Source organism: Accumulibacter sp. (assembly GCF_031732815.1).
Lineage (GTDB): Bacteria > Pseudomonadota > Gammaproteobacteria > Burkholderiales > Rhodocyclaceae > Accumulibacter.
Window position 1 is genome coordinate 1 of record NZ_JAVMKF010000200.1, and the last position, 22063, is coordinate 22063.

The 22063-nt window shown below is 68.9% G+C and carries 17 protein-coding genes and 1 pseudogene; all 18 read left to right on the top strand.

Features of this window, described 5'->3' with window-relative positions:
* Window positions 1-262, top strand: a pseudogene (locus tag RKP46_RS12905) (hypothetical protein); the annotation flags it as partial.
* Window position 263: 1 nt separating this feature from the next.
* Complete coding sequence (locus RKP46_RS12910; protein ID WP_311107020.1) at window positions 264-860, top strand: DNA circularization N-terminal domain-containing protein; 597 nt, start codon at window positions 264-266, stop codon at window positions 858-860.
* Window positions 857-4267, top strand: coding sequence for a hypothetical protein (locus RKP46_RS12915; RefSeq protein WP_311107021.1), 3411 nt, complete (start codon window positions 857-859; stop codon window positions 4265-4267). The genes RKP46_RS12910 and RKP46_RS12915 overlap by 4 nt, the downstream gene beginning before the upstream one ends.
* Window positions 4264-6444, top strand: a complete 2181-nt coding sequence (locus tag RKP46_RS12920) for an RHS repeat-associated core domain-containing protein (RefSeq protein WP_311107022.1) — start codon at window positions 4264-4266, stop codon at window positions 6442-6444. The genes RKP46_RS12915 and RKP46_RS12920 overlap by 4 nt, the downstream gene beginning before the upstream one ends.
* Window positions 6444-7502, top strand: a complete 1059-nt coding sequence (locus RKP46_RS12925; RefSeq protein WP_311107023.1) for a hypothetical protein — start codon at window positions 6444-6446, stop codon at window positions 7500-7502. Before RKP46_RS12920 ends, RKP46_RS12925 begins: the two co-directional genes overlap by 1 nt.
* A complete protein-coding gene (locus RKP46_RS12930) occupies window positions 7499-8203 on the top strand; it encodes a phage baseplate assembly protein V (RefSeq protein WP_311107024.1) in 705 nt (234 codons plus the stop codon). Before RKP46_RS12925 ends, RKP46_RS12930 begins: the two co-directional genes overlap by 4 nt.
* Window positions 8203-8643 carry a hypothetical protein gene (locus tag RKP46_RS12935; RefSeq protein WP_311107025.1) on the top strand — a complete coding sequence of 147 codons (441 nt, stop codon included), beginning with the start codon at window positions 8203-8205 and terminating at the stop codon, window positions 8641-8643. The genes RKP46_RS12930 and RKP46_RS12935 overlap by 1 nt, the downstream gene beginning before the upstream one ends.
* A complete protein-coding gene (locus RKP46_RS12940) occupies window positions 8640-9371 on the top strand; it encodes a hypothetical protein (RefSeq protein WP_311098090.1) in 732 nt (243 codons plus the stop codon). Before RKP46_RS12935 ends, RKP46_RS12940 begins: the two co-directional genes overlap by 4 nt.
* Window positions 9372-9384: 13 nt before the next feature.
* Entirely contained in the window at window positions 9385-9825 is a 441-nt protein-coding gene (locus RKP46_RS12945; protein ID WP_300333812.1) for a GPW/gp25 family protein, read from the top strand.
* A complete protein-coding gene (locus RKP46_RS12950; RefSeq protein WP_311098091.1) occupies window positions 9822-11774 on the top strand; it encodes a baseplate J/gp47 family protein in 1953 nt (650 codons plus the stop codon). Before RKP46_RS12945 ends, RKP46_RS12950 begins: the two co-directional genes overlap by 4 nt.
* Window positions 11775-11789: 15 nt before the next feature.
* Window positions 11790-13115 (top strand): hypothetical protein, encoded by a 1326-nt coding sequence (locus RKP46_RS12955; RefSeq protein ID WP_311098092.1) that lies wholly within the window; start codon window positions 11790-11792, stop codon window positions 13113-13115.
* 20 nt (window positions 13116-13135) lie between these two features.
* Window positions 13136-13612: a hypothetical protein gene (locus tag RKP46_RS12960; RefSeq protein WP_300333819.1), complete on the top strand. Its 477-nt coding sequence runs from the start codon at window positions 13136-13138 to the stop codon at window positions 13610-13612.
* Between the two features lie 23 nt (window positions 13613-13635).
* The gene (locus tag RKP46_RS12965) at window positions 13636-14811 is read left to right on the top strand and encodes a hypothetical protein (RefSeq protein WP_311107026.1); all 1176 of its coding nucleotides are present in this window, start codon (window positions 13636-13638) and stop codon (window positions 14809-14811) included.
* A 12-nt stretch (window positions 14812-14823) separates the two neighbouring features.
* Window positions 14824-15366, top strand: a complete 543-nt coding sequence (locus RKP46_RS12970) for a hypothetical protein (RefSeq protein WP_300333825.1) — start codon at window positions 14824-14826, stop codon at window positions 15364-15366.
* Window positions 15366-15602 carry a hypothetical protein gene (locus tag RKP46_RS12975; protein WP_300333828.1) on the top strand — a complete coding sequence of 79 codons (237 nt, stop codon included), beginning with the start codon at window positions 15366-15368 and terminating at the stop codon, window positions 15600-15602. The genes RKP46_RS12970 and RKP46_RS12975 overlap by 1 nt, the downstream gene beginning before the upstream one ends.
* Before the next feature lie 9 nt (window positions 15603-15611).
* Complete coding sequence (locus RKP46_RS12980) at window positions 15612-16385, top strand: hypothetical protein (protein ID WP_311098096.1); 774 nt, start codon at window positions 15612-15614, stop codon at window positions 16383-16385.
* A gap of 17 nt (window positions 16386-16402) precedes the next feature.
* Window positions 16403-21433, top strand: coding sequence for a S8 family serine peptidase (locus RKP46_RS12985; RefSeq protein ID WP_311107027.1), 5031 nt, complete (start codon window positions 16403-16405; stop codon window positions 21431-21433).
* Window positions 21434-21587: 154 nt separating this feature from the next.
* Window positions 21588-22063 (top strand): uroporphyrinogen decarboxylase family protein (locus RKP46_RS12990; protein ID WP_311107028.1); only part of this gene is annotated, 476 nt, incomplete at its 3' end.

Consider the following 22063-nt stretch of genomic DNA (forward strand, 5'->3'; position numbering starts at 1 on the left):
GTTTGCGCCAGCGCCGGGCGCAGCGCCGCCGCCGGCCGGCGATCCGCCTGCCGCCGATGGCCGCGCCGGAGCTGAGCACCGCCCGGCGCTTGGCCGCTACGGCGAAGCCGCGCCTGGCGATCCGGTGCACGCGGCGCCGGGCGCAGCGGTGATCGACGCGGTGGCCGAAGAGCTGCTCTGCGAACGCCTGCTGATGCTCTGCGAAGACCGTCTGCGCGAGCAGGCGATGCGCCATTTCGGCTTCACCGGCGGGCTGATCTGAGATGGCGCTCGAACTCGCCGGCGTCGCCATCGACCAACTGGTCAGCCTGGAGGCGAGCGAAGTCGCGCGTTTCGTGCGCCACGCAGTGCCCGGAATGAACGGCGAACTGGCGCAGGACCTGGGCCGGCCGAGTGTGCGCATCCGCCTGCGCGGAATCTTCTACGGCAGCGACGCGGCCGATCGCCTCGGCCAGCTGCGCGGTCATCTGCTGGCCCGCCAGCCGGTCGATTTCCTTTGCGAACTGACCGGTGAAGGCTATTTCGCGCAGGTCATCGTCGACCAGCTCGAAGTCGCCGAGCGCGCCGGGCGGCCGGACGAATTCGACTACGAGTGCGTCGTCACCGAATACGTCCCGCCGCCACCGCCGCCGGCGAGCAGCCTGCTCGACGGAATCGACGCCGGCCTGCTCGACGAGGCGACGGCGATGATGGACGACATCCAGAACGCCCTCGCCGAAGTCGCCGGCCTGGCCGGCCTGCTCGCCGGCGCAGCCGATTTCGCCGATCCGACGACGCGCTTGCCGGCGATGCTCGACAGCTTCACCGGCCTCGCCGGCGGCGCCGGCGGCACGCTGCGCGGCCTGGGAGACTTGCTGTGAGCGGCGCCAGCGCCAGTCTGCCGAACCTGCAGCGGGCGAGCAACGCTGCGGCGAACGTCCAATCGGGTCTGAACGGCTTCCTGCGCGTTGCTGGCGGGCTCGCCGACGGCGGCGCGGATTCGCCGCTGCACGCGCTCGGCCAGGCACTTGGCGGTCTCGAACAGGCGCTCGATATCGACCTCAGCGGGCTGTCGGAACGCCTGCCGGCAACGCTGACGAACATCGAGCAGGCCCTGCCGGCCGATGCCCTGCGCTTCGTCGAAGACCTCAAGGCGCATTATCAGGAGGTCGTCGGCTTTCTCAACGCGAGCGAACTGCTGCGCCAGATCAGGCCGGGAACGACGCTGCAGGAAACCGCACTGGGGCTGATCGACGACTTGCTCGAGCTGCTCGGCAGCCGGCTGGACACGCTCGGCGCCTCGCTGCTCGACGCGGCGACGCTCGAACGCGTGCGCCGGGCGCTCGCCGCGCTTGACGACCTGGCGGCGGGAAACCCGCTGTCGGCCGACGAGCTGCTCGACTTTCTCGGCGAGAATCTGCTCGGCGTCGCGCCCGAGCTGCTGCAGCCGGCCCGTCACCATCTGGCCGGCGCATTGGCGCTGCTCGAGCCGCTGACGGCGGCGGCGCTGGCGACGACGACGGCGCCGGCGAGCGCCGCGGCAGCCCTCGCCTGGCGCCAGCTCGGCCAGTCGCTGCGCGACTTCGACGCCGACGACGCGGCTGCCTATGGCGTCGTGCAAGGCGAACTCGACGCGCTGCGCGCGGCGCACGAGGCCGCCTTTGTCGCTCTTGAGGAAGTCCTGCAGGACCTCACCGCTGTGCTCGCCAGCGCGCAGTGGGAGACGCTGTTCACCGCCTACGCCGAGGTGCTGCGGGCCATTCCGCTGCCCGCCCCGGCGACGCTGGACGACGCCGTCGAGGCGCTCGCCGGGGCACTCGAAATGCTCCTCGCGCGCCTGACGATGAGTCTGTCGCCGGCCGATCTGGCGGCGCAGGTCGCCCGCCTGTCGAGCGCGCTGCACGACATGTTCGCCGCTTCACCGCTCGCCCAGGTACGCCAGATCCTGATCGACTTCATCAGCCAGGTGCGCCAGCGCATCGAAGCGGTGCCGGTGGCGGCGGTCGAGACGGCGGTGCACGCGATGCTGCAGACGGTGCGCCAGCAGATCGACGAACTCGGCATTGGCGAAGTGCGCAGCCGGATCAACCAGGCGTTCGCGCAGGCGAACGATTTCGTCGATCAGCGGCTGAGCGACGATCTGCTCGACGGCGTCAATGACGCACTGGCGTCGGCGCTGGCGCAGTTGCAGAACGTTCCGATCGCCGAACTCGGCCAGGAACTGGCCAACGCGGTCGGCGAGGCCGGGCAGGTCGTCGCCGATCTGCAGCGCCAGATGGCGGCCGGGCTGGACGAGATACGCACGCTGCTCGCCTCGCTCGACGGAATCGACTTCCGTCCGCTGGCCGACGAGGTGATCGACGAAATCGACGCGCTGACCGCGAAACTCGCCGCGATCAAGCCGGAAGCGCTCTCCGACGGCGAGCGCATCGCGCTGCAGGCGGGCCTCTCGCTGTTGCGCGCAGTCGACCTCGAAGGAATGATCGAAGGCGAGCTGAAGACCGGCTTCGCCAGCGTCGAGAACGAACTTGCGCAAGCGGTGCGCAGCGTTCTCGACGCCTGGCTCGAGTTTCGCCGCCGCATCGGCGGCCTCGACGGATCGGCACTCGCCGCGCCGGTGAACAGCCTGCTCGATCAGGTCGGCGAGCGCGTCCTGGCGCTCAACGGCAGCCTCGTCGTCGCGCCGCTCGAAGAACTGCTCGCGCAGCTTCTCGCCAAGGCGCAAGCGCTTTCGCCAGCGGCCTTGCTCGAACCGCTGGAACAGCCTTACGCACGCGTGCTGCAGACGATAGAGCGGGCCAATCCAGCGGTCTGGGTCGAGCCCTTGCGCGTGCTGCACGGAGAAATCAACCGCCTGATCGACCTGATCGACATCACGCCGCTGTTGACGGCGCTTGCCGAAAAGGAAAGGCAGGTCTTCGCCCAGTTGCGCCAGCAACTCGTCGGCGCGCTCGACGCGGTCGATCTGCCGCCGCCGCTCGACGCTTTCTACGCGCAGATGAAAGCACTCGTCGTCGGCCTGAGCGATGCCGTATTCAGCGATCCCGAGCTTGCCCTGCGCCAGGTCAACCTGGCGATGGCGGATTCGCTGCGCCCGAGTGCGCTGTTCGCTCCGCTCGACCAGGCTTTCGACCGCTTGCTGGCGGCGCTCGATGCACTGCCGGAAGACGACATCGTGGCTGCGCTGGAGGCTTTGCGCCAGGGTTTGGGCGCCGCGTTGCCGGCGCTCGATCCGGCCCGGCTGATCGGCACGCTGCGCGCCGCGCATGGCCGGCTGGCCGCGCTGGCGCCGGTCAACCTGCCCGGCGTCGTCGGCCTGCCGGCGCTGCGCGCCGGTCTGGAGGCCAAGCTGGCACTGTCGTCGGCCGACGCCGCAGCCAAGGCGTCGTTGCTCGCCCGTTTCGACCTGACGCTGGCGCCGCTCGATCCGGCGCTCGCCGGCGGTCGACTGCAGCGCGTGCACAGCGCGCACACCAGCGCCCTGGCGGCGCTGCGCCGGCGCATCAACGCGCTCGACAGTGCGCCCGCAGAAGGCGAGTTTCAGCGTCTGAACAGCGCGCTGACGCGCCTGCTGCCGGATTTCCTGCGCCAATCGACGGCGCTCCAGGCGGCCGACGTGCGTGCTGCGCTCGCCACGCTGCGACCGTCGACCAAGGCGCGCCGCATCGATCTCGCTTACGAGCGCTTCCTGGCCCAGCTTGCGCCGCTGCAGGGGGCGCTGGAGACAGCGGTCAATGGCTTTTTCGGCGAGCTTCGGCAGGCGGCGCTGGCGCTTCATCCGGATGGCCTGAAGTCGGCGCTGGCTGAGGTCTACGCCAGCGTGCGCAGCAAGCTGGCCGTCCTTGATCCGGACGAAGTTGCCGCCGCGCTGCGCGCCAGCGTCTGGGACCCGCTGCTCGAACCGCTGCACGCGCTCGACCCGGCGGCGCTCAAGCCGCCGCTCGACGCGCTGTTCCGCAACCTGGTGGACAAGATCGGCGCTGGCGGGCGCCGCCTGTTGCAGCAGATCAGGCAGGCGATCGACCTCTTTCTCGGTCGCCTCCGGCAGGCGCTGAGCGGCGTTCTGGCGACGCTGAAGGAAAAGATCGGGCTCATCCTGGCCGGCGTCGAGCAACTGCTCGGACAGATCGATCAGCTCGTCGTCGACGATCTGTTCGAGCGCCTGCTCGCCTTGCTGGCCAACCTGCAGATCAGCTTCGAGCAGGAACTCGAGCGCGTGCATCATCAGTTCGACGCGATGCTGGCGGCGATTCCGCTGTCCGGCTCGGCACAGGTGTCGATCGGATGAGCGCGCTTGCCCGCTTGCGCGCCTGGCAGGCCGAGCAGGCCACGCTGCGCCAGATCGTCGTCGAGGACGGGCTGCCGAGCGCGGTGTGCGAAGCCGGCGGACTGTCGCGCTACACCTGGCAGGCCGGCGAACTGGCCGAGATCGTCGAGGCCGACGGCGAAGCGTGGCGCTACGCCTATGGCGCCGACGGGCGTCTGCTGGCGGTCGAGCGCAACGGTCAGCGCTGGGCCGACTACCGCTACGACGCCAGCGGCCGCCTGAGCGAAGTGCAGCGCGCGGACGGGCCGCTGGCGCATGCCTACGACGAGCGGGGCCGGCTGCAGCGCACGCTGCGCGGCGACGCCAGCCCGCTGGTCTATCGCTGGCAGGGAGAGCGCGTGCTCAGCGCGCGCTGCGACCGCGAAGAAAGCCGTTTCCACTACGACGATCAAGGACGTGTCGTCGGTGTGGACCAGCAGGTCGACGGGCGCCAACTGTCGCTGCGCCGCAGCTTCGACCAACAAGGGCGGCTGGCCGAGCTCGTTTTCCCGCAGTGGGAGCAGACGATTTCCTTTGCCTGGGACGAACGCGGTTGCCCGGCGGGAATCGACTGGAACGGCCAGCGCATCGTCGCTTTCGGCAACGACCCGGCGCACCGGCGCACCTGGCAGCGCGGCAGCGACGGGGTGCTGCTCGAGACCTGGCACGAGGCGAGCAGCGGGCAGGCCGTCGACCAGCGGATGACGCACGCCGGAAAGCCGCTGTGGCGCTGCCGGCTGCAGCGCGACGAGGCTTTCCGCCTGATCGGTGAAGGCGAGCGCACGTATGCCTACGATGCCGCCGGACGGTTGAGCGAGGTGCGCGCCGGCGAACGCGTCTGGCGCTACGCTTGCGATGCGCGCGACAATCCGCTGCCCGATCCGGCCGTCGTACACGGCGTCGAGCACGACGCCGCCGGGCGCATTCGCCTGGTCCGCCAGGGCGCGGTCGAGCGCGTCTTTCGCCACAATCAGGCGGGCGAACTGCTCGAAGTTCTGCACGACGGCCGCCGTGTCGCGCGTTGCGCTTACGACCACAAGGGGCGGCTGGTCGTCAAGGCCGGTCCGGCGGGCGTCGAGCGCTACCTGTACGGGCCCGACGACGCGCTGCTCGCGGTGGCCGACGGCGAAGGGCGGCCGCAGTTGATCTACCTGCGCCTGCCGACCGGCATCGTCGGTCTGATCGATTTTCGCGCGTCGACCGCCGGCCGCGCGGTTTGCCTGCACTGCGACGTGCATGGCAACCTGATTTTCGCCGGGAGCGCCGAGGGGACGGCCGCGGGGACGATCGCCGGCCCCTTCGCCAGCGACGCCTTCGGTCTGCCGCTGCAGACGCCGGACGAACTGCCCTACCTCTATCGCGCACGCGTCTGGCACGCCGACCTTGGCCTCTACCGCGTCGGCGGTCGCTGGTACGACCCGCTGCTGCGCCGCTTCCTGACGCCCGATACCTGTACCGGCGCGCCCGACGATGCGCGCCTGGTCAATCCCTTCCGGCTGGCCGGCGAGCAGCGCATGGCGCGTGCGCAGATCCTCGGCGACTGGCTGCGCCAGCCCCGGCTGCGCAATCGCTGGGCTTTCTGCGCCAACGATCCGGTCAACCGCTTCGATCCGGACGGCCACTGGAGCTTCGGTGGCGTCATGCTCTCCGTGCTCGGCGTCCTGTGGACCTTGCCGAACACCGCTTTCGGCCTCGCCGTCGAGGTCAGTTGCCTGATCGGCGAAGTCGTTCGCTGGCTCGTCTGGCTGTTTTCCGGCGGCAACGCGAGCTGGCAGACGCCGGGTTTCGACGTTGCCGCCTCGGGTCGGCTGAATGCTTTTGCCCTGGTCTTCAAGGGTGGCTGGCTGGGCTCGTTCGAGAATCTGCTCGGCATCACCTTCGGCAACGTCTTCTTCGTCAACGGCGAGTACGAACAGCATCCCGACTGGCAGCGGCTGCCCGATCCGGTGACGCCGTCGGCCTACGGCGGGACGCAGACGATCGCCAAGAGCCAGGCGCTCTACGAACACGAATTGCGCCACGTCAATCAGTACAGTTGGTGGGGACCGTTCTTCCACCTCGGCCTGCCGCTGTTCGGCGTCTATGAGTGGGACGTCATTCTCAACGGCTATCAGAACGCGAGTCTGGAAGAAGACGCGCGCGCCCACGGCGGTTTCTGATGGCCACGCCGCGCCCGCAGTTTTCGTTTTCCGCCGGCGCGCTGAGCAGCGACTCGTCGTCGCCGGTCGCCGGCCCGCTGCGTTTCGTCGTCGAGCGCAGTGTGGACGTGCCGATCGATGGCCTGCGCGTGACGCTTGCGGCGAGCGGCGGCGTCGCGCCCGGCGACCCGGTCGAGCTTGCCTTGGGCGACGAGGATGGTGTCGAGCGCGTGTTTACCGGCAGCGTCGCCGAAATCCGACCACGCCTGGGCGGTTGCGCGATCTTCTGCGTCGGCACGATGCTGGCGCTGGTCGATCTGCGCGTCTCGTCGTCCTATCGCGACACCAGCGCCGGCGACGTCGTGCGCGACCTCGTCGGGCAGGCGGCGCTGAGCGCCGGCGAGATCGACGACGGGATCACGCTGGCGCGCTTCGCCGTCGAACGCCGGCTTGGCGCGCACGCCCAACTGCGCCGACTGGCTGAGCGGCTCGGTTATTCGCTGTTTGCCGACCGCCTTGGCAAGGTTCATTTCCGCGCGCTCGGCGCCGCCGCCGGACTACGCGCGGGCGGCGCCGCGGCGCTCGCCGGGGCCGCTGCCGCGGCGTCGACGGCGCTCGGCACGAACGCCAGCGGCGCGTTCGCCTACGGCCGGCATCTGCTCGCCGCGGCTGGCCGGCAGCGTCCGGCGCTGGGCCGACGACTGCTGGTCGGCGGCGAGAGCCCGATGTCGGGGCAGGGCGAGGACAAGAGCTTCTGGCTGACGGCGATCGACAGCGACTTTCAGGATGCGGCCGGCGACGGGCCGGAAATGCTGATCACCGATCCGACGGCGCGGACGAAGGACATGGCGGGCCGCTTCGCCGCCGGTTACGCGGCCAGCCTGGCCAATCGCAACAGCGAGTTGCGCCTGCGCGTGCTGGGCATGCCGGGGCTCGAGCTGGGTGACCCGGCGAGCGCGGCGGATGCACCGGAAAGCGGGCTGAATGGCGGCGGCCATGTGCGCAGCCTGCGCCACTGCTTCAGCGCACGCGAGGGTTTCGTCAGCGAAATCGGCGTCGCCCGCGGGGCAGGCGAATGAACGACCTGCTCGAGCTCATCCGGCGCTGCGTGCGCGAGGAAATTGCCGCCCGGCGCGGACCGCAGTTGGCGACGGTGACCGCGCTGAGCGCGCACAGCGCGAGCGACGATACGGCGAACTACGAGGCCGACGTGCGCCTCAAACACGACGGTCTGGAAATTGCGCAGGTGCCGATCGCCGTCAGCCACGTCGGTTTTGCCGCGCCGCCGCGTGTCGGCGATCTGGTCCTGGTCGAGTTTGTCGACGGCGACCTGCAGCAGCCGCTGATCACCGGTCGCTTCTACCACGACCAGGAAAGGGTGCCGCTCTTTCGCGACAACGAGGTGCTTTTCGAGCACCGCCTGGCCGACGACACGGTCAACCACCTGCGTTTTGCCGACGATGGATCGATTTTCCTGCAGCGCGAGGTGAAGAAGCGCGTGGACAACAGCGAGTTCACCGCCGGCCTGCGCATTGCGCCCGACGGCCTGATCGAAATCAAGGCGGGAAGCAAGATCAGCGTCACGCTCGACGGCAAGAACGAAAAGGTGACGATCGTCTGCGACGGCAAGCCGATCGATCTGACGTGCTCGAAACTGACCGTAGACGCCGACGTCCAGATTCGCAAGACGCTCACCGTCGATGGCGACGGAACGATCAAGGGAACCGGCAAGATCAGCAGCGTGACGATCTCCGGCACCGACATTTCGGGGGGCGCCTGATGGCTGACATGACCCTCGGCGGGACGCTCAACCTGATGGGTACGCTGAGCTTCAAACCGAGCGCCGGCGGCAAGCTGCTGATCGGCGCGGCGGCGAGCGAAGCGCTGGTCGAAGTGACGCCGAGCGATCCGCCGCAATGCACTTCGGCGCCGCCGGTCATCCTGCCGCCTCCGCCGGCTTCGCCCCTGCAGCCGCAACCGACGGTATGGATCGTCAACAGCTTCAACAAGACGGTCAAAGCGGGAAACCGCAACCTCGTCGCGCTCGGCATGGTGCTGCAGGGGCAAGCCGGCGCGCCGGTATGGCCGGGAATGCTGCTGCCGAGTACGGGCAATTCGACGGTGACGGTGAACCACATCCCGGTGAACGTGGTCAACGATAAGGCGGTGATCTTCCCGTCGGGCGGATCGGCCACCTTCACGACGAGCGGCCAACCATGAACAGCCCAGCCCTGCAGATCGTCCAGCCAGTCGATGGCAGCGCTTTTCCCGCCGGAACACCGGTCGCGCTGCGCGCGCGGCTGACCGGCGATACCGCCGGCCTGTATGTCAAGTGGTATTCGTCGCTCAACTCGGCGGCGACGGCCGAGCACCCGGAGCTGAATGTGGCCGACCATTCGCTCGCCATGCTCGACTGGAGCGCCGCGCTGCCCGAGTTCGGCAGCCACGCGCTGGTCGTCGCGGCGCTCGACCACGCCAGCGACACGGCGGCCGTCAGACGCTCGGCGATGGCCGGCGGCGCGCCGCCGGAAGCGCCGCAGCCCTGCGTCGTGCACCGCCTGGTCGCACAGATCCGCACGCCGGCGACCGATGGTCAGGTGGTGTCGAAGGGCGCCTGCACTTTCGAGTTCCTGGCGCCGGCGCGCTGGGCCAGGGAAACGCCGCCGGCAAGCAACAACTGGGTCGCCGATGCCGACTACCAGCGCCTCAACGGCATCTCGTTCAGTCTGCGCCTGGCACCGGCCGGCCCGCCGGACGCCGCGCATACGGCCGAGTGGTCGCTCGATCTGGCCAGCCTGCCGTTCTTCCGTGCCGACGACGCCACCTGGCTGCGGCGCAGCGGCCCGCTGCCGGGCAATCTGGCCACCGGCAACTATCTCCTGAGCCTGTTCGTCAGCGCCGGCGGGGCGAGTGCCGTGGCGACCCGGCAACTCGTTCTCGTGGCCTGAGGGAGAGCGCGAAATGGCCAGCGAACGAGGGCAGCTTTTCGGCAGCGACCTGCGGCTGCGCGACGGTGCCGGCGGGCTCGATCTGAGCCTCGAAGGCCCGGTTGGCTGGTCGGGCGATCTGGCGCTGGCGCACGGCAACGACAACATCGTCCAGGCGCTGACGCTGCGCCTGCGCGTGCGGGTCGGCGAACTGGCGCCGCTCGGCTGGCCGGACTACGGTTCGCGTCTGCACGAGCTGATCGGCGAGCCCGACCTGCCGCGCACTCGCCTGAAGGCGCAGGCCTTCGCGCGCCAGGCGATCGAGGCCGATCCGCGCGTCCGCCAGGTGTCGGCCCTGCACGTGTTCGCGCTGCCCGGCGAGCGTTCCGTCCTTCGCCTGGCGCTGGAAGTGGCGCTGATCGACCAGCCGACGCCGCTGAACCTGGTTTTCGACCTTGCCCTGGAGGGACCATGATCGACCCCGGACATCCCTTCTCGAAGTCTTTCCAGAGGCTGGTCGATGGGCTCGTCGGCAGTCTGCAACTCGGTGTCGAGCAAGCGGCGGCGCTGGAGCTGATCTACCGCAGCGGGACGACGAGCTATTCGCTGCACGGCGTCGGCCCGCTCAGCGGGCTGGCCGAGCAGATCACCGGTTTCGTCGCCGGCCGGCCGGCGGTATTCAAGCTCGGTCAGCACTACACCTACGCCGTCGGCCAGCTCGTCTGGCAGCCGCTGCCGGCGGCGGCCGACCCGGAAATCGCTGCCAGCTGGTTTCCCGACGACAATTCGCGCCTGAACGTCGGCTACTACTTCCGCGACCTGCCTTCCGGAATCACCGACTTCAACGCCGGTAGCGTCGCCGGTACGCTGGTGCGCTCGCTGGCGCGCGAATTCAAGCTGCTCTACGAGCAGATGGACCAGGCGTATCGGCGCGCCTTCATCGATTTCGCCGAGGGAGCGGCGCTCGACAATGTCGTCGCCCTGCTCGGCGTAGCGCGCAACCAGGCGCTGCCGGCGCAGGGCAAGGTCACTTTCTGGCTGAGAAAGGCGCCGCGCAACGACCTGGCGATCGCCGTCGGCACGCGCGTTGCCGACGCGCGCGGCCGTCTGTTCAAGGTCACCGCACCGGGCGTCATCCGCGCCACGCTGGTCGAGGAGGTGGCGGCCGCCGGCAAGGTGGCGCACACCAGCGTCGCCATCGCGAATCTGCTGCACGTGCGGGTGAAAGGCGGCACGAGCAACCTGGCGACCGTTCCGAGCAAGGCCGGCAAGCCCTTCGGCGACGACGAGACGACGATCACGCTCGCCGCCGTTCCCTCTTCGTCGATGCTGGTGGTCACTTTTCAGGCGCGCCGGCCGCAGGTCGAGGTGCCGGTCATCGCGCTCGACAATGGCCCGGAAGGGAACCTCGGTTCGGGCAGCCTGACCGTCATGCCGACCCCGCCGCGCGGCGTCGATGGCGGCGTGGTCAACGAGCAGCCGCTGAGCGGCGGTGTCGCCGCTGAAGGCGACGAACAACTGCGCGAGCGCGCCAAACACGCGCTCGAACGCGCCGGGAACGCGACGCTGAACGCCATTCGCTACGCGGTGATGACGATCGACGGCGTAGACAGCGTCGAAGTGCGCGACTGCTCGCTCGACGCGGCGATTCCGCTCGGCGAAGTCTGGGTGCGCTTTTCGACCGGCAAGCCGGATCTCGTCGGGCCGCTGGTCAGCGACATCGTCGAGCGGACGCGCGCGGCCGGCATCAAGGCCGTCGTCAGCCAGGTGCGCACGGTCACGCTGAGCGGCAGCTTCCTGGTCATCGGCGACGCCAGCGGCAATCTGGCCGACGCCCGCCAGCGTTACCGACTGGCGGTGATCGCCGCGCTCAAGGCGCTTGCCATCGGCGAAGCGGTATCGCCGCGCAAGCTCGCCGCGCTGGCTTTCCGGATTGCCGGCCTGGCCGACACCGGCGAGGTTCAGCTCGACTATGTGCGCGGCAGCGCGGCGCCGGCGGCGGTCGACCGCGACCCCTTCGTCATCGACACCGGCGAACAGGCGCGGCCCGACGAAGGTGCGCTGAGCGTGCGTTCGCTGCACGCGCTGCACGTTTCGACCGCCAGCCTGGCGGTCGACGGCCGGCTGACGCTGTCGCTGCGCGTCACCGACGACGACGGCCTGGCCTTGCGCTTTCGCAACTTCCAGCTCGCGCTGCTCGCCACCGTGCGGGCAAAGCTGGCGAGCACGCCGAATCAGCCGCTGCAGCAGGTCGCGCAGGTGGCCGGCACGGTGACGCTGGCCGCCGCCGAGCAGGCGACACCGGTCTTCGCCACCGTGCTCATCGCCAACCGCGCCAGCCTCGACGCGGCGAGCGCCGAAATCGTCGTGCAGGCCGCCGCCTATCCGGGAATCGTTCCCGCTTCGGCGCACCTCGCCCTGTAGCCGGGAGAAGACGCCGTGTCGTTCAAGACCGACCGCCTGACCGCCCTTTTTCCGGACGTTTACGCCGCGCGCGAAGGCGACTCGCTGCTCCACCGCCTGCTCGACGCGCTCGCCGCCGAGCTGCTGCACAGCGACGCGGCGGTCAAGGATCTGCTCAAGTCGCACTGGATCGATCACGCCAGCGGGGGCGGCCTCGATGGTCTCGGCAGCTTGCTCGGCGTCGCGCGCCGCCGCCTGCCCGACGGCACGAGCGAGGGCGACGACACTTTCCGGCCTCTGCTCAAGTCGACCGTTCTCTCTTTTGTCGGCGGGGGCACGGTCGAAGCGCTGAAGGGCGCCATCCGCGCCGCGCTTGGCCTGCCTTACGACCTGGCGCTGTTCGAGCGTCAACTGGTCGGCGCCGGCGGCAAGACGAGCACGGGGATGGCCGATCTGATCGCCGGCCTCGACCGACTGGTAAGGATCGAAGAGTTCTCGCCAAAAGCCGAAGTCGTGCTGGGCAACGCGCCGGCCAGCGCCGGCGGCAGCAGCGTGACGCTGGAAGTCAATTTCGCGACGATAGAAGCGGTCGCGCCGCGCATCGAATGGAGCTTCACGCAGGGTGCCGGGCGCCACCTTTCGCTCGTCCGCCAGGACTCCGGCGCGGGAGTCGCCTCGCGCGAGGAGTTCGTCGTTCCGCAGGGCAGCACGCTGGTTCTCGCCGAAGACGCGAGCGGCCGCTTCTCGGCCTCGATCGGGACGAGCGAGGTCAGCGACTGGTTCGTCGATATCGGCGGTACGGCGCCGGCAGTGCTGCCGAAGGTTCCCACCGGCGATTCGAAATGGGTCTTTTCGGCGGCGCGCGCCGGCGAGTTCGGTTTTTCGACCTACGACAGCGGCGAGACCTTCGACGCGCCGGCTTTCGCCATCCGCATGGCATGGATTCGCTATCAGCCGCTGACCTTCGATGTCGTCGTTCCGTACTTCGTCGACGCGGCGGTCAAACGCATCCTGGCGGGCACCGGCTACGAAAAGCGCTTCCGCGTTTTTGCCGGCCTCTCGCTCGACGCCATCCAGCGCGTGGTGGACAGCAAGCGGGCGGCCGGCGTGCGCGGCATGGTACAGTATTCGCTCTCTTTGCCCGGCGAATCGTTCGAGCGGGTCCCCTGGGAAGATCATGCCGCGGGCGAGCACTTTTCCGCCGCGCTCGATCACCGGTACGGCGAGCAGCACGATGCGGACGAAGACCTGCTCGTCGGCGCGCTCGGAAGCGCGCGCGAAGTGCACGACGCGCATGAACGCTTCGCGATCGGCGGCGTCTTCGACGTTGCCGTCTCGGATGGCAGTTTCGGCTTTCAGTAAACCATTCCAGGAGCGATGAGATGCAGGAAACCATGGATATGCAAGGCCGGCTGCGTTTGCTGGTCGAAGACCGCGACGGTCGCATCGTCGCCGATCGGACGCACGCCAACCGCATCGTCAAGTCCGGACGGCAGCTCGCTGCCCAGTTGTTTGCCGGCGTCACCGGCACGCCGCCGTCGAAAGTCAGCCACATGGCGGTCGGCACCGGCGCCGACCCGGCCACCGACGACCAGACGGCGCTGCTCGCCGAACGCGACCGCAACGCCGTTTCGGCGCCGATCTACACTGAAGTCGTCGACAGCGGCGGGATCAAGCGAATCAAGGTCAGCCTGCAGACCGTGTTCGATTTCGGCGAAGCGAACGGCGCCGCGCCACTGCGCGAAGCCGGCATCTTCACCGCCGAAACGGGCGGGACGATGTACAACCGGGTGGTCTTCGATCCGGTGACCAAAGCCGATACGTTCAAGCTGACGCTGATCTGGGACGTCGTGTTCTAAGCGTTTTTCGAGGAGCTACCGCCATGCCACTGAGCCCCGATCTACCGTTTCCGAAGACCGCCGGCGACGCGATTCGCTCGAAGGACTGGAACGACCTGGTCACCGAAACGCAACGCCTGGACAACGCCAAGGTCAACCGGGCAGGTGACGCAATCAGCGGTCCGCTGACCATCGCCGGCGCACTCGCGGTCGGCACGACGACGCCGGGCAGCCGGCTGCACCTGGTCGACAGCAACACGCCGGCGGTCTTGCGCATCCAGAGCACGCGCGCTTTCGGCCAGGGACAGCTCGAATTCTGGAGCGATCCGCAAGGCAGCGCGACGGAATGGCGCCCGGCCATGCTGCAGTCGATCGACCTCGGTGGTTTCACCGGTGGTCTGGCCTTTCTCACCAACGGCAGCGGCGCCGCCAACCGCACCGGCCAGGTTGAGGCGCTGCGTCTGGTCGACGGGCGAGTCGGTATCGGCGTTGCCACGCCGGCGTTCAAGGTCGATGTCGGCGACCGCATCCGGCTGCGCCAGGGCGCCGGCGGCACCGCCGGACTCTGGCTGTACCAGACGACACCGAACGAGGACCGCGCTTTCGTCGGCATGGTGAGCGACGACGCGGTCGGTTTCTGGGGCAGCAAGGGAATCGGCTGGGGGCTGAGCATGGACGTCACGCACGGCAGCGTCGGCGTGCGTACCTCGGCGCATCCCGACGTCGGACTCTACGTCAATGGCACCGACAAGACCTACGGCCTCTACGTCTACGGAGCGTCGTCGCAGAGCCTCTACGTCAATGGCAACGCCTACATCGCCGGGCGCGCACGCGACCAGAAGATCCGCTCGTCGGTGGCGACCGGCAACCAGGTGAGTACGGCGAGCACTGGCTACGTCGATATGCCGAACATGAGCCTGACGATCAACGCGGCGATCGGCGCCTATTTCCAGATCAACGTCCAGATCAACGGCGTACAGGCCACCGGCGGGACGACGATCGGCGCCTATTTCCGCCTGCTGGTTGACGGCGGCGTGCAGGAAAGCACACGCCAGGAGTTCAACCACAACGGTTGGGAACTGCGCGGCGTGACGCTCAGCCGACTGCTCTACCTGGCCGCCGGGTCGCACACGATTGCCGTTCAGTGGGCGGTCACCAGTGGAACCCTGACCTGCTGCTGGTACGGCGACATACGGCAGATTCAGGTCATCGAACAGTAAGCGGAGGTCAGCATGTATCTGGTTATCGACAAGCGAAGCAAAACGATTCTGCACATGTCGAATTCGTTTCCCGGCGAGGAGAAGGCGGCGAAGGACGTCTTTCCCGAATTCGATCCGGCGACGATGGATTTCGGCCGTTCGCCCGAGCAGTACGTACCGACCGAGTTCGCGATCGAGAACGGCGTGGTCAAGAACCTGGCCGCGCTGACCGCCTCGGTCAACCTCGTCGAGTCGATCGATCAGGCGCGCCAGCGCAAGCTCGCGCAGTTCTCCGATGCGTCGTTCGCCGCGCGCCGCGAGCTGATCCCCGATCACGAACTGATCAACGCCGCGCTCGGCATCTACGACGCCGAGCGCGTGCAGTCGATCCGCCGCACGGTCGAGGCCTTTCGCAACGAATACCACCGCTTGGCCGCGGCGGTTGGCAAGGCGGGCTCGCCGGGCGAGCTGGAAGCAATCAAGGCGTCTTTCCCGAAAAGCGTCGTCCAGCCGGTCGTCGGTGGCGCGGCGCCGAATACGGTCGGCGCGCAAATCGTGCTCCGGGCGAAAAGCTGATGACGCAGGGTGATCTGGCGATGGAAGACCGCCTGCGGCGACGCCTGCGCGAGCTGCGCGCCGAATACGACAAGGGACGCCAGACGCTGGACGAGCTGGAAGGGCAGGCGGCGAGCGTGCGCGCGACGCTGCTGCGCATCGCTGGCGCCGTCCAGGTGCTGCAGGAGGAACTCGGCGAGAGTCCGCGCGAGACGCTGGCCGCCGCTCCGTCGGCAGCCGATCCGCCCGCCGGCTAGGCCGCCGCCATGTTGCTCGCTCTGGAAAACGCCGTCGACGCGCTGCTCAGGAGCGAGTTGCCGGCGCTGTTCGCGGGCGCGGGCGCGGCGACCGCGAGCTTTGCCAAGCAGACCTGGGATTTCGACCGCCTGTCGGCCGACCCGCTCGCCGGAGAACCTGGTCCGCAGGACGCGGTCGACGACCTGTCGTTCGACCCGGCAGTGCCGGGCGGGCCGTATTTGTTGACGCGACCGCCGTACCCGGGCAGCAAACGCGTCTATCTGCGCTCGGCTGCCGGCGAACTCGTCGCCCTTGCCCCTTCCGAGGTGGTCTGGAATCCGGCCGATGCTGCGTCGTTCTCGCTCGCACCGCGTCCCGGGCGTGATCTTGTCGGCTTCAGCCGGGTGCAGGTTCTCTACGGCGTCGTCGCCGCAGCAACCCACCTGAAAGTGCGCCACCAGCTCAGCCTGCAGATTGCCGCGGCCGACGCGGCAGCGGCCGAAAGAGCTTGCGCGCTCGCCTTGTCGGTGCTCGTCATGCACCGCGCGGCACTGTTGCGCGCCGGCGGGACGAGCTGGACGGCCAACGGCTACCAGGCGGCGAGCGTGCTGAAGGCACTCAAGTTCGCCGCCGGCGCCGCGCCAGCCAGTGCGACGCGCAGCCTGATGCTCGAAGCCGAGGTCGACCTGCGCCTCGAACGTCTGCTCGGCGCCGACGAGGGGCATGCCATCCGGCATATCGTTTCGCCCGGGCGCAGCTCCGGCAGCAAACCGATCGACGTCGATCCCGCCGTCCAGTCCTGACTGAAGCGGAGGCCACGATGGCACGCATTCACGCTTTCCTGCAGCTTGACCCCGAGCGCTCGCCCGAGCAGATCGATTTCCTGCGCAGCCGGGCGAGCGTCCTGCGCGAAGCCGGCGGGCAGTTCTGGGTCGAGCTCGACGAAGCGCAGGTCGCGACCTTCGTTGCCGAAGGCTTTGCCGTGACGACCGACGCCAACGCCGGCGTACTCAGCCTCGGCCCGCTGAGTTTCCGTCCGGCGAGCGAAACGCCGCAGCCGCCGGCGCAGCTCACCGCCGCCTTGCCGAGCGGCGAGCAGACGCCTTTCTGGCTGGTCCATTTCGTCGCACCGGTCGACAAGGCGTGGCTGGTCGACCTCGTGCTCGCCGGCGCTGTGCAGGTGCAGGTGGTCGACGCCTGCAGCGCCGTGTTCAGCATGACGGCGGCAACGGCGGACGCTGTGCGCGCGCTGCCGGTGGTCGATTTCGTCGGGGCCTACCACCCGGCGTACGCCGTCGACCTCGATCTGGCTGGCGTCGATCAAGTGTTTACCGCCGCCTCGCTGGCGACCTTGACGTTGAACCTTCCGCCCGCCACCGGCGAAGGGAATCTGCAGGTGCAGCTTTTCGACGCGCTCGACGAGGCGAGCGTGCGCCCGCTGCTGGAAGCCGCCGGGGCTACCATCGTGGCCGAAACGGCCGGTGGTTTTCTGCTCAGCGTCGCGCCCGAGCGCTGTCCGGCGATCCTCGCCGTGCCCGGCGTCTTCCATGCGGCACTGCCCGCGCGCATCGATCTGTGCAGCCACCACGCCGGGGTGATCGTCGGCGCCAACCAGGTTCGCCAACTGGGAACGGTCAACTTTCTGGTCAATCTCGATGGGGCAAGCGAAATCGGCGCGGTCGTCGATTCCGGCTTCGACGTCGGCAGCCTGGCTGGCGCGGTCGTTCCGCTGACCGGCGCGATGACGCCGTTTCATCCCGATCTGGCGACCAGCATGCGCCTGCTGCGCAACAGCAACACGCCGCAAAACACGGCGCTCGGCGTTCCCGACGGCGCTCCGCACGGAACGCACGTGGCCGGCATCGTTGCCGGCGACGGTAGCGCTTCGGGCGGTGCCAACCGCGGGATGGCGCCGCGCAGCGCCTTGATCGGACTGGCTCCGCTGCCCAACAACTTCCGCGTCCCGTTCAACTTTGCCGAAATCAACGGCGCGCGCGTCATCAACAATTCCTGGGGCAGCTCGTTTGTCGGCGGCAACAACAACCGCTACACGCCCAACGAGTCGCAGGCGGTCGACCGCTGGTGCTTCGACCACCCGGACGTTCTCCTCGTCTTCTCCGCCGGCAACGACGAGAGCGATACCTTTGGCGGTGCCGATGGCGTCCTCGACGCGCGTACGCTGCGCCTGCAGGCGGCGGCGAAGAATGTCCTCGCCGTCGGCGCCTCGGAAAACCTGCGCGTGGACAGCGGCTGGCGCGACAACTACCGCGCGTTCTTTCCCGGCCGCTATTCGCACGCCGCATTCAACGTCGCCGCGAACGCGCCGGCGAACGCCTTCAGCATGTCGGACAACGCCGACGACATCGGTCTGTTCAGCGATCGCGGGCGCGTGCGGACGAACGGTCTGGTCAACACGAACCGGGTCAAGCCCGATCTCGTGGCGCCGGGGACGAACGTCCTTTCCTGCCGTTCGCAGTTCGTTGCCCAGCCGCCCGGTCTGCCGGCGCCGCCGATCGCGCCGGCGTTCTGGAACGCCAACTCGGACTCGATGCTGCCGCCCGGGCTGAGTCGCAACCTTTACCATATCCTGACCGGGACGAGCATGGCGACGCCGGTGGTCAGCGGTTCGGCGCTGCTCGTCCGCCAGTTCTACCGCACGCGTTTTGCCCAGATGCGCCGGCCGCTCTTGCTCGACGGCGTGCCGCTGCCGGATGCGGCGCCGCTACCGGTCTTCGGTCATCCGCCAGCGATTGCCCGGCACGCCGACGGGCTGGTCTGCGCCTGGCTGAGGCCGGCGCTGCCGGCCGAGCAGAAAAACATCGTCGGCATGCGCATCGGGCGCAATCTGGCACCGATCGATGCCCAGCCGGTGCATCTGCACGACGATGTCGGCGAGCACGCGGCGCCGAAGCTGGCCAGCGTCGGCGAGCGGACCTACCTGCTGCACCGGCAGCGCGACGGCAAGATGCGCCTGACGTGCTACGACCGGGCGCTGCAACTGGTCGCCGGCTTCGGCAGCGCCGGCAGCGTCGTCCTGGCGCCCGACGCGCGCACCGACGACGCGGTACCGCCCGACCTGATCGCAGTCGGCGAGCGGCTGGTTTGCGTCTTCCCGGCGGTCGGCGGCAACGGCTACTTCTTCCAGCGCTTCCGCGCCGACAACGGTAACGCGGTCGATGCCGCGTCGATCAGCTTCCTGTTCCACGACGCCACCGGTCCGCATCGTCCGCTGGTCTGGAACGGCAACTGCTTCACCGTCTGCGGCGTCGTGCACGCGGGCAACTACCGCCTGCAGCTTCGCCAGATGAACGACGCCGGACAGGTGCAGGGCGCCGGCCCGCTGACCGTGCTCGAACAGGCCGCCGAGTTGCGCGAACCCTGCCTGCTCTGGGACCCGCGCGGGGCGCGTCACGTCCTCGTCTGGTGCGACGCGCGGACGATCGCCGGCGGTGAGATCTGGCTGCAGTTCCTCGACCGCAACGCAGCCGCCAGCGGCGCGCCACGCCTCGTCGTCAGCCTCGCCGCCGGTCAGCACCTGCGCCGACCGCGTATCATCAATCACCCGGACGGCGGATACGCGCTGTTCTGGGAAGACGACACGCAAGACGGCCACTACGACCTGTACCTGGCTTTTCTCGACGCCAACGGGGCGCCCGACAGCCGCCTGCCGATCGCCGCCGACGATGCGCTCGGCCGTCGTCTGCGCCGCCTGTCGGATACCCCCGGCGATACGGCCGGCTTTGCCAGCTTTGCCGACAGCGAAGGGTTCTCGCTGATCTATCAGAGCCCGGACGAGCTCAATTCCGACCGACTCGGCGTCTACCTGCTCAATCTGACGCGCGCCGGCGCTTTCGCCGCACAGGAAGAGCCCACCACGCCGCTCTTGAAGAGCGGGCGCTACGTCGTCGCCACGTTGCTCGAACACGAAAGTACGGCGATTTCAGCACTCTCGGCGGTGTGGAGCGGCGGCGCCTACTACCTGCTGCGTCAGGCTCCCGGCGACGACCTGCACGACCGGCTGCAGTGGTTGCGTCTGCACGCCGACGGGGCGATCGACGAGAGCTTCGGCGTCGCCGGCGTGCGCGAGCGGCCGACGACCTTCCTCGTCCTCGGTTGCGAAATGCTGTGGACCGGCAACGACCGTCTGATCTCGGCCGCCAACGACGCGCTGGGCGGCATCACGCTGCACCTGCACGACGCGCTCGGCGCACCCGTCGCCGACTTCGGAACCGGCGGTGCGGCGGCGCTGGTCGACAACGTGACGGTGCACGACCGGATCACGCCGCAACTCGGTTTCTTCACCGCGCCCGCTTTCCACCTGGTCGTCGCTTACGGAACGACGCAGGCCGGTGTGCTGCAATTGCGCCAGCAGCGCGTCAACCGGCTCGGCGTGCGCGTCGGCACGGCGGTCAATCTGGCGCGCGCCGACGGCGTCGCGCGCCACGACTGGTTCCAGTACGTGAATAGCGAAGCGCGCTCGATTGCCATCTACCACCGGGTGAACGGCGCGCTGACGCGCGTTCATTGCCGGCGCTGCCGCCTCGACGGCACGCCCGACGGCGCTGAGCGCAACCTCAGCGCGGCTGCCGGTGAAGCGATCAACGGCGTCATCGCGCGCCGGCCGACCGCCGCCAACTCGAGCAACCGCGAATATGCAGCGGCCTGGCAGTACCGCGCGAGCAACGCGGCGCGCTGGGAGATTCACTTTGCCCGCCTCGATCGGCAGGGGCAGCCGATGGCCAATCCACCGGCCAACGCGCCGCCGATGCCGGTCAGCGATGTGCCGGTGATCACGCCGGCGACCGCCGGCTGGAGCGCGACGCGCGACGCCGTCGAACCGCTGCTCGTGTGCACCTGCACGCACGAAGCGTGGGCCAATCCGCCAGCGGTGCTGCCCGCCGGGACCAGCTTGCCGGTATGGAGCCCGGCCTACGGCCTGGCCTGGATCGGCGTCGAAACCGACGGTTCGCGCCTGCTGTTCTTTACTGCGCTGGACGAGAACGGCCGCCAACTCGCCGTTACGCCGCCACCACCGCCGGCCGGCCCGCTCGCGGCGCGCGCGCCGGTCGGCATCCTGCAGCTCAGTTCGCCGACGGCGCGCGTGCAGGATTTCAAGCTGGTCTGGAACGGCCGCGTCTTCTTCGTCTCCTGGGTCGAGGAGGAAAGCGGACGTCTGCGGCACCGCCATACCGTGGTCAACCGGCACGCCAGCCAGAACGCCAACGAACTGCCGAGCGCCGCGCTGTTGCGTGCGACGCTGATCAACGGTGCGACCAACATCACGCCCGGTGCGCTGCCCGACACGGCCGCCGGTTACGGTTGGGGCCGGGTCAATTTGCGCCAGAGTCTGGCGCCGGCGCCGCCGGTGACGCTGCACGTGCGCGACGACTGCGCCATCGGTCCCGGTCGCAGCGTGCGCTACCGCTTCGTCCTGCCCGCCGGCAGCGCCTTGCTGCGGGTCACGCTCAACTGGACCGACCCGCCCGGGCCGCGCCTGATCAACCATCTGCACCTGAGCGTGCGCGCACCGGCGCCGACCGGTGCCGCCCAGCGACCGGAGTTTCGCGGCAACCTGTGGCAAACGGCGGCCGGCCAGACGCACCTGTCGCGACCCATCGCCAATCCGTCGGTCGCCGCTGACGCGCATGAGAACATCCAGACCTTCAAGCAGGTCGTCCTCGCCAACCCGCTCCCCGGTGAGTACGAGGTCGAGGTATCCGCCGCGATCTTCCCGGCTGATCCGTTCAACCAGCAGAACCTGCAGGCTTTCGCGCTGGTCTTTGCCGGCAGCGGGCGCGAACTGCGCTTCAACCAGCCGGCTCCGGCGGTGAGCGGAACGGGAATCTACTGAGCGAGCCCAGCGCGCCGCCAGCGCGCGACGCGTTCGCCCGCCCTGCCTGGGCCGCCTGCCGGGCATGGCGGGTCCGGGCTTTCTCGCCCAAGCTGGCGCGAAAAGCGGATAATCGGCGTTTTTCCGGGGCGCCATTTCCCCGATGGAGTTCGCCGTGACCCGACCGTGCAACGACAGCTTTCTGCGCGCCCTGCTCAAGGAGCCTTGCCCGCACACCCCGATCTGGCTGATGCGGCAAGCTGGCCGCTACCTGCCCGAATACTGCGAAACCCGCCGGCGCGCCGGGAGCTTCCTGAACCTGTGCAAGAATCCGGCCCTCGCCTGCGAGGTCACGCTGCAGCCGCTGGCGCGCTATCCACTCGATGCCGCCATTCTCTTCTCGGACATCCTGACGATTCCCGACGCGATGGGACTCGGTCTGTACTTCACCGATGGCGAGGGGCCTCGCTTCGAGCGACCGCTACGCGAGGAATGGGCGATTCGTGACTTGAGCGCGCCTGACCCCTGGGATCACCTGCGTTATGTGATGGACGCGGTGGCCGAGATCCGGCGCGCGCTGAACGGTTCGGTGCCGCTGATCGGCTTCGCCGGCAGTCCCTACACGCTGGCGTGTTACATGGTCGAAGGCGG